The sequence below is a fragment of the Actinoplanes sp. ATCC 53533 genome (genome assembly GCF_003947245.1).
In genome coordinates, this window is record NZ_QHHV01000046.1 from 237,605 (window position 1) to 251,644 (window position 14,040).

14 protein-coding genes are annotated in these 14,040 nt (G+C 71.9%); 3 read left to right on the top strand and 11 right to left on the bottom strand.

Going from position 1 to position 14,040, the window contains the following annotated elements:
- Positions 1-10: 10 nt before the first annotated feature.
- Genes DMB66_RS16965 through DMB66_RS16980 form a run of 4 tightly spaced genes read right to left on the bottom strand, consistent with a single transcriptional unit; the run spans position 11 to position 4,070 of the window.
- Positions 11-982 carry a fumarylacetoacetate hydrolase family protein gene (locus tag DMB66_RS16965; protein WP_125805035.1) on the bottom strand — a complete coding sequence of 324 codons (972 nt, stop codon included), beginning with the start codon at positions 980-982 and terminating at the stop codon, positions 11-13.
- An 11-nt stretch (positions 983-993) separates the two neighbouring features.
- Complete coding sequence (locus DMB66_RS16970) at positions 994-1,932, bottom strand: VOC family protein (protein ID WP_125805036.1); 939 nt, start codon at positions 1,930-1,932, stop codon at positions 994-996.
- Between the two features lie 19 nt (positions 1,933-1,951).
- Entirely contained in the window at positions 1,952-3,082 is a 1,131-nt protein-coding gene (locus tag DMB66_RS16975; RefSeq protein ID WP_125805037.1) for an FAD-dependent monooxygenase, read from the bottom strand.
- Between the two features lie 16 nt (positions 3,083-3,098).
- The gene (locus tag DMB66_RS16980) at positions 3,099-4,070 is read right to left on the bottom strand and encodes a cyclase family protein (RefSeq protein WP_199752421.1); all 972 of its coding nucleotides are present in this window, start codon (positions 4,068-4,070) and stop codon (positions 3,099-3,101) included.
- A 107-nt stretch (positions 4,071-4,177) separates the two neighbouring features.
- Between DMB66_RS16980 and DMB66_RS16985 the strand changes: the two genes are divergently transcribed.
- Both DMB66_RS16985 and DMB66_RS16990 read left to right on the top strand, forming a co-directional pair.
- Entirely contained in the window at positions 4,178-5,110 is a 933-nt protein-coding gene (locus DMB66_RS16985; protein WP_125805038.1) for a LysR family transcriptional regulator, read from the top strand.
- An 86-nt stretch (positions 5,111-5,196) separates the two neighbouring features.
- Positions 5,197-6,411, top strand: coding sequence for an MFS transporter (locus DMB66_RS16990; RefSeq protein WP_125805039.1), 1,215 nt, complete (start codon positions 5,197-5,199; stop codon positions 6,409-6,411).
- Positions 6,412-6,445: 34 nt separating this feature from the next.
- Here DMB66_RS16990 and DMB66_RS16995 read toward each other — a convergent pair whose 3' ends face one another.
- Both DMB66_RS16995 and DMB66_RS17000 read right to left on the bottom strand, forming a co-directional pair.
- Complete coding sequence (locus DMB66_RS16995) at positions 6,446-7,270, bottom strand: SAM-dependent methyltransferase (RefSeq protein WP_125805040.1); 825 nt, start codon at positions 7,268-7,270, stop codon at positions 6,446-6,448.
- 237 nt (positions 7,271-7,507) lie between these two features.
- Positions 7,508-8,185, bottom strand: a complete 678-nt coding sequence (locus DMB66_RS17000; protein WP_199752423.1) for a DUF899 family protein — start codon at positions 8,183-8,185, stop codon at positions 7,508-7,510.
- Here DMB66_RS17000 and DMB66_RS17005 point away from each other — a divergent pair.
- Positions 8,184-9,293: a nitronate monooxygenase family protein gene (locus tag DMB66_RS17005; protein WP_233624611.1), complete on the top strand. Its 1,110-nt coding sequence runs from the start codon at positions 8,184-8,186 to the stop codon at positions 9,291-9,293. The two genes, DMB66_RS17000 and DMB66_RS17005, sit on opposite strands and share 2 nt — an antisense overlap.
- A 145-nt stretch (positions 9,294-9,438) precedes the next feature.
- Here DMB66_RS17005 and DMB66_RS17010 read toward each other — a convergent pair whose 3' ends face one another.
- From DMB66_RS17010 to paaB, 5 genes are all read right to left on the bottom strand, one after another.
- Positions 9,439-10,797: a GH1 family beta-glucosidase gene (locus tag DMB66_RS17010; protein WP_125805042.1), complete on the bottom strand. Its 1,359-nt coding sequence runs from the start codon at positions 10,795-10,797 to the stop codon at positions 9,439-9,441.
- 345 nt (positions 10,798-11,142) lie between these two features.
- A complete protein-coding gene (paaE, locus tag DMB66_RS17015; RefSeq protein WP_125805043.1) occupies positions 11,143-12,201 on the bottom strand; it encodes a 1,2-phenylacetyl-CoA epoxidase subunit PaaE in 1,059 nt (352 codons plus the stop codon).
- 1 nt (position 12,202) lies between these two features.
- Positions 12,203-12,694 carry a 1,2-phenylacetyl-CoA epoxidase subunit PaaD gene (gene paaD, locus DMB66_RS17020; protein ID WP_125805044.1) on the bottom strand — a complete coding sequence of 164 codons (492 nt, stop codon included), beginning with the start codon at positions 12,692-12,694 and terminating at the stop codon, positions 12,203-12,205.
- On the bottom strand, positions 12,688-13,704 hold the full coding sequence (paaC, locus tag DMB66_RS17025; RefSeq protein ID WP_125805045.1) for a 1,2-phenylacetyl-CoA epoxidase subunit PaaC: 1,017 nt from the start codon (positions 13,702-13,704) through the stop codon (positions 12,688-12,690). The genes paaD and paaC overlap by 7 nt, the downstream gene beginning before the upstream one ends.
- Positions 13,705-13,713: 9 nt before the next feature.
- The gene (paaB, locus tag DMB66_RS17030; protein ID WP_125805046.1) at positions 13,714-14,010 is read right to left on the bottom strand and encodes a 1,2-phenylacetyl-CoA epoxidase subunit PaaB; all 297 of its coding nucleotides are present in this window, start codon (positions 14,008-14,010) and stop codon (positions 13,714-13,716) included.
- Positions 14,011-14,040: the final 30 nt, after the last annotated feature.

Consider the following 14,040-nt stretch of genomic DNA (forward strand, 5'->3'; position numbering starts at 1 on the left):
ACTCGGTCGGTCACGGGGTGCGCTTGCGCAGACGTGGCCGCGCTCGGGCCGGCCGGACGGGCGGCAGGTCGATGCCGGGCACGACCCGGTTGCGGATCGTGCCGATGCCCTCGACGGTCATCTCCACGACGTCGCCGGGCACCAGCGGCGGCGGCGCCTGGTCGCCGCGGCGCCCCCACAGCTCGGCCAGGCAGCCGCCGTTGCCGCAGGTGCCCGAGCCGAGCACGTCGCCGGCGCGCACCCAGGTGCCGCGGGAGGCGTAGGCGATGAGTTCCTCGAACGGCCAGCCCATGTTGGACAGCAGGTCCTGGCCGATCTCGGTGCCGTTGACCGACACCCGCAGGTCCAGGGCGAGGAAGCCGTCGGCGTCGCGATAGGGCTCCAGCTCGTCGGCGGTGACCAGCCACGGCCCGAGGGTGCTGGCCGAGTCCTTGCCCTTCGCCGGGCCGAGGTTGACCTTCATCTCGCGGGCCTGCAGGTCGCGCGCCGACCAGTCGTTGAGGATGGTGTAGCCGAAGATCGACTCGCGGGCCCGCTCGGGGGTGAGGGAGGCGCCGTCCCGGCCGACGACGGCCGCGACCTCGAGCTCGAAGTCGAATCGCTGCGACCCCGGCGGCACCGGGACGTCATCGTGGGCGCCGACCAGCGCGTACGGGTTGGTGAAGTAGAAGGTCGGTGCCTGGTACCACTCCGGCGGGACGCCGCCGGCGCCGTCGATGCTCCGGCGTACGCCCTCGACGTGCTCCTCGAACGCGACGAAGTCCCGTACGGTCGGGGGTGTGAGCGGGGGCAGCAGCCGGAGGCCGTCCTCCCACCGCAGTGCCGGGGCGCGCAGCGCCCGCTCCCCCGCCTCCAGCGCGGCGGGCAGGCCGGCGCGCACGAGGTCGAGCACCGTCAGCCCGTCCGGCAGGGGGTGCGCGCCGGTGCCGGAGATCACGCCCGACCGCGTCCGGCCGGCGGACTGCCAGGTGGCGAACCTCATCGCCGGCCGCCTCAGACCGGCGGGGCCTGGAACAGGCCCCGGTCCGGGTCGTTGAACGACTGCTTCGCGACGAACTCGTTCATCGCGTTCGCGGTGCCCCACTGGTCGGCGACCTCGGGCCGGCTGAAGTCGTAGAGGTGCGGGTGCCAGGCATCCTCGTCGATCTGTTCCAGCTCGGTGGTGTATTCCATCGTGTTGCCGCTGGGGTCCAGGAAGTAGCTGAAGGTGTTGTTGCCGGCCAGGTGCCGGCCGGGGCCCCAGATCTTCTCGACGCCGGCGCGCAGCACGCGGCCGGTGCCGCGCAGGTACTCGTCGAGGCCGCGCAGCTCGAAGCTGGCGTGGTGCAGCGCGGGGTGCGGGCCGCGGGCAATCGCCAGGCTGTGGTGCCAGCGGTTGACCCGCATGAACCACATCATCTCGCCCATCCGCGGGTGCAGCAGGGTGTCCGACAACGCGAACGCGAGGTGCTTCTCGTAGAAGGCACGAGTGCCCTCCGGGTCGGCGGAATTGATGACGACGTGCGACAACCGGACCGGGATGGACTCACCTTCCTCGATCGGCCGGTGCCTGCGCACCGCGACACCGGCGCTGATCTCGACGGTACGGCCCTCGTTGTCGAAGAACCGGAATCCGTAGCCGCCGCCGGGGGTCCGCAGCGTGCCGGGTTCGCTGACCAGCCGGACGCCGTCGGTGGCGAGCCGGGCCGCGAGGGTGTCGACATCGGCGGCGGTCTCGGCGCCGAACGCGATCAGGTCGATCCGCTTGTCCGGGGCGTGGCGCAGCCGCACGATGTACTGCTCGGGTGAGCCCTCGGCGGCCAGGAACGTCAGGCCGCTGTCGGTGTGCTCGGCCCTGAGGCCCCACGTGTTCGTGTAGAAGTCGAGCTGCGCGGCGTAGTCGGGCACGGCCAGGTCGACGTGCCGCAGGTGGGTGATCAGGCGCTGGGTCATGTCGTTCCTCGGGTCGGGGTCAGGCGGGCTGGCTGACGAGCTCGGCGATGCGCCGCACCAGGCTCGGGACGTCGCCGTGCTCGTGGTCGAGCTGCCACTGGGCGAGTTGGTTGGAGGCGTCGACGACGGCCTTCGTGCGGTCATAGCGGCGGGCGGCGAAGGCGTCCCACAGCCGCTGGTCGACCGCGTCGTGCTCGATCAGCAGTTCGGCCAGGACGGCGGCGTCCTCCAGGGCCATGGCGCCGCCCTGGGCCAGAGTGGGCGGGCAGGTGTGCGCGGCATCGCCGATGAGCACGACGCGGCCGCGGTTCCACGGGGCGTCGAGCAGGTGGGTCTGGAAGTGGGTGTAGTTGATCCGTGACGGGTCGGTGAGCGTCTCGCGGATCGCGTCCCACGGTCCGTGGTACGCCTCGGACAACCGCTTCATCGTGGCGAGCTGTTGCTGCGGGGACAGGCCGCTGCGGTCCTGCGCGCCCTCCACGATGTACGCGTAGAGCGAGTCCTCGCCGGTCGGGCAGTACCCGGCGATGTAGCAGGGTCCGCCGTAGTACAGGTCGGTCCGGGTGACACCGGCCGGCCGGGGACCGGACGCCCGCCAGATGCCCATGCCGACCGGCCTGGTCTCCAGGCCGATGCCCAGCACGCGCCGCGTCCAGGAGCGGATGCCGTCGGCGCCGACGACCACGTCGTAGCGCCCGGTGGAGCCGTCGGAGAAGGTGGTGTCGACCCCGGCGGCGTCCTGCGTCAGCTCGGCGACGGTCGTACCGAATCTCACCTCGGCGCCGGCCTCGGCGGCCCGGCCGGCCAGGATCCGGGCCAGGTCCGGGCGGGGCATGCCCATGACCGCGGGCAGGTCGGGGCCGCCGCTCTTGGCGTCGGGAAACTCCGCCACCACGGTGCCGGCGGGATCGGGTGCGCGCAGGCCGGTGACGTCGAAGGCGTACCCCTTCCGCCGTGCCTGTTCCCAGACGCCGAGGCCGCGCAGTTCACGCAGGGCGTTGCCGGGCAGGGTGATCCCGGAGCCGAGGGCGGGGACGTCGGGCTCGATCTCGACGAGATCGACGGCGACGCCGCGCGAGGCCAGGTGGACGGCGGTGGCCATACCGGCCAGGCCGCTTCCCACGACGAGGGCATTGTTCACGGCAGCCATGGCGGAAGGTCCTTCGTCACTTGACGGCGATGGGGTTGACCGGCGCGCCGACGGCGCCGGTGACGGGCAGCGGGGCGGCGGTGAGGAAGAAGTCCCAGACACCGTCGGCGGCGCAGTCGGCGGCGAGCGCGTCGAAGTCCCACATCTCGCCGATGAACAGGCCGAGGTGCGGGATCACCACCTGATGCAGCGGCTGGAACGCCTCGTCGAACTCGTTGGGCCGCACCTCGAAGCCCCAGGTGTCGGTGGCGATGCCGGCGATCTCGGCGGCGTGCAACCAGTCGGCGGTGGTGAACGACAGCCCCGGCGACGGCCCGCCGGCGTATTCACCCCAGCCCTCCCGCCGGGCCCGCGCGAGCCGGCCGGTGCGCACGCACACCAGGTCACCGCGGCCGACCCGGGCGGATTCGCCCTGCGCCGCGATCGTCTCGTCGAGGTGCTCCGCGGTGATCGGGAAGCCGTCGGGCAGCTCGCCGTCGACGCCGAACGCGCGGCCCACGTCGAGCAGCACGCCGCGGCCGGCGATGTGCGCGGCGGCGGTCTCGATGCCGGTGACCGAGTCGCCCAGGCTGGTGACGACGTCGCCGGCCCGGCGGCCGTTCCAGGCCATGCCGTGGTCGAAGATGTGGCCGAGGCCGTCCCACTGGGTGGAGGCCTGCAGCGGCATGAAGATCACGTCGTCGGCGCCGCCGATGCCGTGCGGGAACCCCTGGACGCCCCGCTCGGCGTCCAGCCCGGTGTCCAGCATCGTGTGCACCGGGTTGGTGCGCCGCCGCCAGCCGTGCTGCGGGCCGTTCGCGTCGAAGGACTGCGCGAGGGACAAGCTGGCGCCCCGGCGGACCAGCGCCGCGCCCTCCCGCCGCTTGGCGTCGTCGAGGAAGTTCAGCGTGCCCAGCACGTCGTCGGCGCCCCAGCGGCCCCAGTTCGAGCACCGCTTCGCGGCCGCCGCGACGGCGCCTGCCGGGTCGGCCCGGTCCAGTTCCCGCATGTGAGTTCTCCTCCGCTGTGGCTCACCTCACGGTCGGCCACAGATGACGTATCGGGGAAGACGAGATTTCGTATGTGGGTCATCAGCGCGGTGGATACCCTGGCCGCGTGAACCTGGCGAGCCTGGACCTGAACCTGCTCGTGGCGCTGGACGCGCTGCTGCAGCAGCGCAGTGTCACCCGCGCCGCGGCGCAGATGGGGCTGAGCCAGCCGGCCCTGTCCGCGGCGCTGGCCCGGCTGCGCCGCCATTTCGACGACGAGCTGCTCACCCGGGCCGGCAACGAATACCGGCTCACCCCGCTGGCGGTCCGGCTCAAGGAGCGCACCCGGCTGGCGCTGTCCGGGGTGGAGCGGGTCTTCACCGCCCAGCCCGAGTTCGACCCGGCGTCGTCGACCCGGGAGTTCTCCCTGCTGGTCAGCGACTACATGGTCGCGGTCATCGGTGGTGCCATCGCGAGGCTGCTCGCCAGCGAGGCGCCGCACAGCCGGCTGCGGTTCCTGGCCAACACCCCGGAGCGGGTCGAGGCGGCCCCCCAGACGCTGCTGAGCACCGATCTGATGGTGCTGCCGCACGGCTTCGTCACCGACCTGTCGCACCAGGACCTGCACCAGGACGACTGGGTCTGCGTGGTCTCCGCGGACAACGCCGCCGTCGGCGACCGGCTGACCGTCGACCACCTCGAGACTCTGCCCTGGTTGGTGACCTACCACGGGCCGACCGCGTCGACCACGGCCGGCCGGCAGATGCGGATGCTCGGCATCGAACCGCGCGTCCAGGTCGTCACCGAGAGCTTCCTGACCGTGCCCCGGCTCATCGCCGGCACCGACCGGATCGCCCTGCTGCAGCGGCGCCTGGCTGATCTGCTGCCGCCCGACAGCAGCGTACGTGCGCTGGCACCACCGTTCGAGGCGGCACCGCTCATCGAGGCGATGTGGTGGCACCCGATGTACGACGCCGACCCGGAGCACGAATATCTGCGTGATGTCGTCGTCCGCGCGGTCGGCATCAGCCTCGTTGATAGCCCGCCTCAGCAGAAGTGATTTCCGCTCCGGCACGCGGGTGCGAACACTGCTGAAGCAGTGATGCCGGTCACCTCGATCGGCTGCCTGACCGCCGGAGAGTCCCCATGAGCGCTACCCAAGCCGACCTCCTCGGTGAGGTCGCCGTCGACCCGGCCACCGGACGCCCCGCCGGGCGCGTCGAGGCACTGATCCTGCTGCTGTCCAGCTGCCTGTCCGTCCTGGGCGCCGTGCTGCTCGCGCCGGTGCTGCCGCGCATCGAGGATGCCTTCGCCGGCACCGCCGGCGTCGAGGCACTCACCCCGATCGTGCTGACCGCGCCCGCGCTGATCATCGGGCTCACCGCGATGATCGCCGGCCGGATCGTCGACCGGCTGGGCCGCAAGCGGCTGCTGGTCGGCGCGCTGATCGGCTACGCGTTCGTCGGCACCGCGCCGCTGTGGCTGCCCTCGCTGGAGCTCATCGTCGCCAGCCGGATCCTCGTCGGCCTGACCGAGGCGGCGATCATGACCTGCTGCACCACCCTGCTGGCCGACTACTTCCACGGCCACCAACGGGACCGCTACTTCGGCCTGCAGGTCGTCTACACCACCGTCTCCGCCACCATATTCTTCGGCGTCGGCGGCGCGCTGGGCGCCCAGGACTGGCGGGCGCCGTTCTGGCTCTACGCCGTCAGCCTGCCGTTGGCGGCGCTCGCCGCCCGCTATGTCTGGCAACCGACGCCGCACGCCCACGCATCGGCGAAGAAGCTGCCCCCGCTGCCCCGTCGGCGACTGCTCGCGCCGGTGGGTGTCACGCTGCTCGGCGGACTGATCTTCTACGTCCTCATCGTCGAGCTCTCCTTCAAGCTCGACGACATCGGCGTGACATCCACCGCGACGATCGGCGCCGTCAGCGCCGTGGCGTCGCTGGGCACCGCGGCCGGGGCGTTCCTGTTCGGCCGGCTCGCCCGGCTGGGCGCCGCGGTCACCGTGCCGCTGGCGTTCGCGCTGTCCGGGCTCGGGCTGGTCGGCCTGGCCCTCGCGCCGGCCGTGCCGGTGGTCGTCGTCTGCGCGGTCGTGACCGGCTTCGGCAACGGCCTGCTGCTGCCCGCGCTGCTGACCTGGGCGCTGGGCTCGCTGACCTTCGAACAGCGCGGCCGCGGCACCGGGATCTGGACCTCGGCGTTGTTCATCGGCCAGTTCGTCTGCCCGCTGGCGGTGCTCGCGCTCAGCGGCGCGATCAGCGGCCTGGACTCCGCGCTGCTGGTCCTCGGCGCCGTCGCGGTCAGCGCCGCCGCCGGCGTCCGGCTGGCCCGGCCACGCCGGACCGCGACGCACTGATCCCCCGGGTACGGCCGCCCGCGGGCGTGCGCCTTCACGGCTTTCGCGCCACCCCGCCGATCATGGTGTAGTAGCTGACCTGCTGCTCGGCCATGGCCCCCGGGTCGGCTCGCCACTCGGCCAGCGGCACGAGACCGGGCTCGACCATCTCGAAGTCGCCGAAGTACGCCTCGATCTCGGCGCGCTGCCGCCAGCGGCCGGTGCCCAGGGTCTCGTTGAACACCCGCTCGGCGTCGTGCACCTTCGCCGAGATGTCCGGGTGCTCCTCGGCCGGGTCCCAGAAGTGGATGACCGCCAGGTGGCTGCCCGACGGCAGCGCGTCGCGCAGGGTCGCCGCGACCCTGGCCGGCTCCTCCGCGTCGTGCAGGTGGTGCAGGATCGACAGCAGCAGCAGGCCGATCGGCTTGGTGAAATCCAGGTACTGGCGCACGGCTCCGTGTTCGAGAATCGCCTCGGGCGCGCGGATGTCAGCCTCGATGACCGTGGTGTTGTCGTTGTCGGCGAGCAGCGCGCGACCGTGCACGAGCACCATCGGGTCATTGTCCACATAGACGACTCTGGCCGCCGGATCCACGTCGTGCGCGACCTGGTGCACATTGGTCTCGGTGGGCAGACCCGAGCCGATGTCGAGGAACTGCCGGATGCCCACGTCCGCGGCCAGATAGCGGACGGCCCTGCGCAGGAACGCGCGGCAGGCGAGGCCCGCCTCCGGTGCGTCCGGAATGATGGCCAGCGCGCGTTCCGCGGCGATCCGATCGACCGCGAAATTGTCCTTGCCGCCGACCATGAAGTCGTAGACCCGGGCGATGCTGGGCTTGGTCACGTCAACGCCGCGGGGCGCTACCTCGTGCTCGATCACTCCAGCGCTCCTCTCCAGTGGACCTGCGCGCCGGCCAGCGAGCCTAGTGGACTGTGTCACACCCCGTCGACCGCGCGGCGGTGCTTGTCGCGGTCTCGTTCCTTTTCGATCCGACGCGCGCCGCCCGGGCCGTCACTGTGTCGCGTCCCCCTTTTCGATCCGACTGGGTGGCGGCGGGCCTGCCCACCGACTCCGCTTGACGCCGGCCGGGCGGGCTCGCTCGCGCTCCCGGGACGGTCAGGTCGGGGGACCGTACAACCGGGCGACATCGGGCGAGTCGAGCCAACCGCTGTAGGTCGGTGCCTGCGGCCAGCCCTCCGGGGAGTCCTGCCACTCCTCCTGCCGCCCGTAGGGCAGCAGATCGACCAGGGCGAACGTGTAGGTGAGCTGTTCGACCCCGCGACCGGTCGTGTGCCAGGTGCGGTACACGGTCTCGCCGTCCCGCAGGAAGACGTTCAGCGCGAACCCGCCACGCGGTGGTGCGTCGACGTCGGCCCCGAACTGGCTGCCGGCCGTGGAATACCACGTCATCCTGTTGCCGACGCGCTCGGCGTAGGCGAGGGCCGCCTCGATCGGGCCCTGGGTGACGATCACGAACCGGGCGTCGTAGTTGTCGAGGAAACCCAGCCGGGTGAACGACGAGGTGAGACTGGTGCAGCCGCCGCACTGCCACTCGGCGTCCGGATCCCACATGTGGTTGTAGACGATCAACTGCGACCTGCCGTCGAAGATGTCCACGAGCCGGACCGGCCCGTCGGCACCGACCAGGGTGTATGCGGGCATCCGCACCATGGGGAGGCGCCGTCGCTGGGCGGCGATCGCGTCGAGCTCCCGGGTGGCCGCCTTCTCGCGGGCGCGCAGTTCGTCCAGCTCCTTGCGCCAGGTCGCATGATCGACAACGGGTGGCATAGCCATGATCAGCATCTCCTTCGTCGGCTCGCGTCTTTTCCAAGATGCCCGAAGAATCCCGGTAGCGCACCCTCGGGGACCGATCGCGTGTCCGTTGCCAGTGAAGGTGAGGCAGCGCCTCACCTTGCTGGCGGGATTCCGCGGCGACAATGTGATTATGGCTTTGTCGACGGGGTTCACGAGGTTGTTCGGGATGCGACATCCGATCGGATCGGCGCCGATGGGTGGATCGGCCGGTGGTGCGCTGGCCGCGGCGGTGTCTCGCGGCGGCGGGTTCGGGATGGTGGGCGGCGGGGACCGGGAGTGGCTGGATCGCGAGCTGCCGATCGTCGCCGCGGCCGCCGGCGGGCCGTGGGGCGTGGGCTTTCTGACCTGGGCGGCCACGCCTGGAGTTGTGGAGCATGCGCTGGAGTACGGCCCGAGCGCGGTGATGTTGTCCTTCGGCGACCCGGCCCCGTTCACGGAGACCGTCCGCAAGGCCGGGGCGGCTCTGATCCTTCAGGTGACCGACCTACGGGAGGCTCGGCGCGCCGTGGATCTGGGCGCAGACGTGATCGTGGCGCAGGGAACCGAGGCCGGTGGTCATGGCGCGCGGCGTGGGCGATCCACGTTGCCGTTCGTTCCGGTCGTGGTGGACCTCGCGGGATCGGTGCCGGTGCTGGCGGCCGGTGGGATCGCCGACGGACGCGGAATCGCCGCGGTCCTTGCCCTGGGAGCCGCGGGGGCCGTGATCGGCACCCGTTTTCAGGCCACCACCGAGGCGTTGGCCGATCCGGCGATCGTCAAAGCGATCGTCGAAGGGCACGGCGAGGACACCGAGCGCAGCGCGATCCTGGACATCGTCCGCGGCTCCCGGTGGCCGGCGGAATACACCGCCCGCACTCTCGGTCATCCGCATCTTGACCGGTGGCGCGGCCGGGAAGCCAAGCTGGCCGGTGATCCCCGGGCCAGGCGGGACTATCAGAGCGATATCGAGCGGGGCGTCATTCCCCCGTCACCGGTCTGGGCCGGTGAGGGCACCGATCTGATCAGGGACGTGCCCTCCGCAGCGAACCTGGTCACAGCCCTTGCCGCCGAGGCTGAGGTCGCCTTGGCCCGAGCCGGCCAGGGTTGACCGGGCACCGCGGATCGCCGCGGCCCCGGGCATCCGGGCGCGGATGACTTCCAAGGACGCGTACCCGGAACGGCCGGTTCGGCCAGCGCCGCAGGCAGGGGACGGGCTCAGTCGCGGCCATCGGCATCGGCATCGGCGCCGGGGGTCACTGCGTTCCGCCGCGGATCAGGTCGCGGTACCAGTCAAACGATGCCCGGGGCGTACGCCGCTGGGTGTCGAAGTCGACGCGCACGAGACCGAACCGTTGGCTGTATCCCTCGGCCCACTCGAAGTTGTCCAGCAGCGACCAGACGAAGTAGCCGCGGACGTCGACCCCGGCGGCCATCGCGGCGTGGACCGCGCGAATGTGGCCGTCCAGATACGCGATCCGATCGGTGTCGGGGCCGTCGCCGTCCGGAAAGGCGCAACCGTTCTCGGTGATCCAGATCGGCGGCATCTTCCCCGGATACCGCTCGTGCAACCCGACCAGCACCTCCCGCAGGCCATCCGGTGCGATCGGCCAGTCGAAGCCGGTGGTCGGGAAGCCGGCCAGCGGCGGTGCGTCGAACGGCATCAGTGCGTCCGGCTGCGGGGCGCCGATGCCGGACGGGTTGTAATAGTTCACCCCGAGCCAGTCGAGCGGCGTCGAAATGACCCGCAGATCGCCGTCGAGCACGACGCTGTCGACGTCGGCCCCGGCAAGCATCTCGTATCCGGGCGGGTAGCTGCCGAGCAGCAGCGGATCGGTGAACAGCCGATTGTGCAACAGGTCGTACCCGGCGGCGGCTGCTCGATCCTCGTCGCCGGCGCTGTCGCGAGTGCCGTCCGCGCCGACCGCCCAGACCGCGGTGTAGTTGTTGGCGATGCTCACCCCGGCGCCGCTGGTGTGCCGGCGGATCGCCGCGACGGCGAGCCCATGACCGAGCAACTGGTGGTGGACGACCGGGAACGCGCTGTCGAGCCCGGTCCGGCCCGGCGCGTGGCTGCCGTCCATGTGCCCCAGGTAGGTGTGCATGACCGGCTCGTTCAGGGTGATCCACAGCTTGACCCGGTCGCCGAGCCGGGCGGCGACCAGATCCGCGTACTCGCCGAACCGGGCCGCGGTGTCCCGGTTGGCCCAGCCACCGGCGTCGTCCAGCGGCTGCGGCATGTCCCAGTGGAACAGCGTGGCGATCGGATCGATGCCCTGCTCCAGCAGCGCGTCCACAAGCCGGTCATAGAAGGCCAGGCCGGCCGGGTTGGCCGGGCCGGTCCCGGTGGGCTGGATCCGCGGCCAGGCGATCGAGAAACGGTACGCACCGATGCCGAGATCGGCCATGAGCCCGACGTCCTCGGCGTAGCGGTGGTAGTGGTCGGCAGCGACATCGCCGGTCTCGCCGCGCTGAACCCGGCCGGGCTCCCGGCAGAACTTGTCCCAGATCGACGGCCCGCGCCCGCCCTCGGTCACCGCACCCTCGATCTGGTAGGCGGACGTGGAGACGCCCCAGGTGAAGCCCTCGGGAAACGCCGGCAACGGTTGACTCATGAAAGACCCCCTCGGACGCGAACGTGAGAATTGCTCGCACTCTATCGGCCGTCGGGCATGGACGAACCCCCTCGACGCGAACCTGCGGCCGGGCCCGGGTAGGCGCGACCGGGAAGGCGCCACCGGGAAGGCGCGGCCCGGATGGGCGCGGCCCGGATGGGCGCGGCCCGGATGGGCGCGGCCCGGGTAGGCACGGCCGGGTAGGCACGGCCGGGTAGGCACGGCCGTTGAGTCCCGGCGGTCGGCCGCCCGCACTCGGACCAGGCGGCGGGTAAGGTCCGGGCCGCTGGCCAGGCCCGGACCGCCGGCCGGTGCGCGGCCCTTCTCGGCCGCTTGCCGCCCCTCTCAGTCGTCGAAGTCGACGATGACCTTCGCGGATGTGGGCGTCGACTGGCAGGTCAGGACGAAGCCCGCCGCCACCTCGGCGGGCTCCAGCGCGAAGTTGCGCCGCATCACGACCTCACCCTCGACCACCCGTGCCCGGCAGGTGCCGCACACCCCGCCCTTGCAGGCGAACGGAAGGTCCGGACGGGAACGCTGCGCGCCTTCCAGGACGGTCTCGCCCTGCGGCACGGTGACCGTGGTCGAGCGGCCGTCGAGCATCACGGTGACCTCGCTGCTCGGCCCCTCCGGCGTGTGCTCCTCGCGGACCGGTGCCGGCGGCGCCTCGTCCACCCAGAACAGCTCGCGGTGCACCCGCTCGGCCGGCACGCCGTGCTCGCCGAGCACCTCGGTCGCCGCGGTGACCATGCCGAACGGCCCGCACAGCCACCAGTGCTCCACGGCGCCGATGTCGATCAGCAGCGGAAGCAGGGCACGCAACTTGTCGGCGTCGAGCCGTCCGGTCAGCAGGTCGACCTCGCGGGGTTCACGGGAGAGGAGATGCACCAGTTCGAGGCGGGCCGGGTGGGTGTCCTTCAGGTCGGCGAGTTCCTCGGCGAACATGACGGTGTCGGCGCGCCGGTTGCCGTACAGGATGCTGACCTGGGCTTCCGGGTGCCGCAGCAGTGAGGCGGCGATCGACAACACCGGGGTGATGCCGGAGCCCGCGGCGATCAGCACGTGCCGGCCGCCGGCTTCGAGGTCGGGGGTGAAGGTGCCGGTAGGCGGTGCCACCTCGACCTCGTCACCGGCCCGCAGGCCGTGCACGAGCCAGGACGACACCAGGCCACCGGGAACCTCACGCACGCCGATCCGCGGCCGCGCACCGGCCGGCGCGCAGATCGAATAGGTGCGGCGCTCGTCGGCGCCGGCGCCGGCGCGGCGCACGGTGAGCGACTGACCGGGCCGGAACGTGTACCGGCCGACCAGCTCCGCGGGCACGTCGAAGGTGACAGCCACCGCGTCGTCGCAGAGCCGCTCGACGGCGGCCACCCGCAGCGGGTGGAACTCGCGGACCACCACGTCAGATCTCCTTCACGTGCTCGAACGGCTCGCGGCAGACCGGGCAGCGGCGCAGGGAGCGGCAGGCGGTGGCGCTGAACGCGGCGATCTCCTCGGTGTCGGGATGCCCGCACTGGGGGCAGCCGATGGCAGGCCGGCGGGGAACCAGGGTGAGCGGCACCGGCCCGGAAGCTCGGCGCGGCGCGGCCCCGGGCGGCGAGATCCCGGCGGCGGCGAGCTTGTCCCGCCCGGCCGCGGTGATCCAGTCCGTGGTCCAGGCCGGGGTGAGGACGGTTCGCACCTCGACCCGGTCGTAACCGGCGCCGTGCAGGGCGTCGGTGAGGTCGTCCTGGATGGTCCGCATGGCGGGGCAGCCCGAATACGTGGGTGTGATCGTGACGACGACGCCGTCGCCGGACTCGTCGACGCCCCGCAGAATCCCGAGATCCGCGAGGGTGAGCATGGGCAGCTCGGGGTCGGCCACCCGGGCGGCCACCGCGGCGGCGGTCACCACACACCCCCCGGCAGGGACCGGGCCACACCCTGCAGCTCGGCGAGAATGCCGGTCAACTCGGCGGTGTGCAGGCCGTCGCGGCCGCCGCCCGCGAGCGCGGCACCGTCGGCGGCCTCCGTCGCCCCCGCACCCGACGCACGCAAGGTCGCAGCCTCCAGCACCTGGGACCACACGGCATCGAACTCGGCCCGCAACGTCGACGGGTCCACCGCGACCGGACCAGCGACTGGGCCAGCGGCCGAACCAGCAAACGGGCCAGCGGCCAAACCAGCGACTGAACCCTCGACCGAACCAGCAAACGGGCCAGCGGCCGGACCAGCGGCACCGCCCGCGACCGGGCGCACGGACAGGCGTAGCTCGGTCTGGTCCGGCCGGAACAGCTCGTCGATCAGCGGGGTCACCGCGTCGATCGCCGCCTGCATCCGGGCGTGTGAGACCTCCGTGCCGTCGCCGAGCCGGACCACCCACCGCGCCGCATAGTCGCGGTGGTAGGTGACCTCCTTGACGCCCTTCGCGCCGATCGCCGCCAGCACCGGGTCGGCCGAGGCGCTCAGCCTGTCCAGCAGGGCGAGCCGCCACGTCGCGAACACCAGCAGCCGGGCCACCAGATGCGCGAAGTCGGCGTCCGCCCGCTCGACGAGCCGCACGTTGCGGAATTCGGCGGCATCCCGCAGGTACGCGAGTGCGTCCTCGTCACGCCCCGCGTCCTCCACCTCGGCGGCCCGGCTCAGCAACAACCGGGCCTGCCCGAGCAGGTCGAGAGCGATGTTGGCCAGGGCCAGCTCGTCCTCCAGCTCGGGCGCGCGGGTCACCCACTGCTGCAGCCGGTGCGACATGATGAGCGCGTCGTCGCCGAGGGCGAGGCAGTATGCGGTCAGGTCGCCCCGGTCGACCCCCGGCGGCACGGCGGACTCCACGCCGGCGAGCGGGTCGGTGAAACCGGTGCCGTAGGCCCACCGCGCGTCGTCGTCGTGGTCGGTGAGCGCCTCGTAGGCGTCGTCGAAGGACATGGGATCGCCTCAGATGTGCGGTACGGAGTCGGGGATCGCGTAGTACGTCGGGTGCCGGTAGACCTTGTCGCCGCTGGGCGAGAAGAAGGCTTCCTTCTCGTCCGGAGTGGACGCGGCCACGTCGTCGGAGCGCACCACCCAGAGGCTCACGCCCTCGTTGCGCCTCGTGTAGAGGTCCCGGGCGTGATGCAGCGCCATCTGATGGTCGGCGGCCCGCAGCGAGCCGACGTGCACGTGGTTGAGGCCGCGCTTGGCCCGCACGAACACCTCGAACAACGGCCACTCGTGCTTGACATCGTCACTCATGCGGTGCCCACCTTCGGCCTGCCCTCGTGG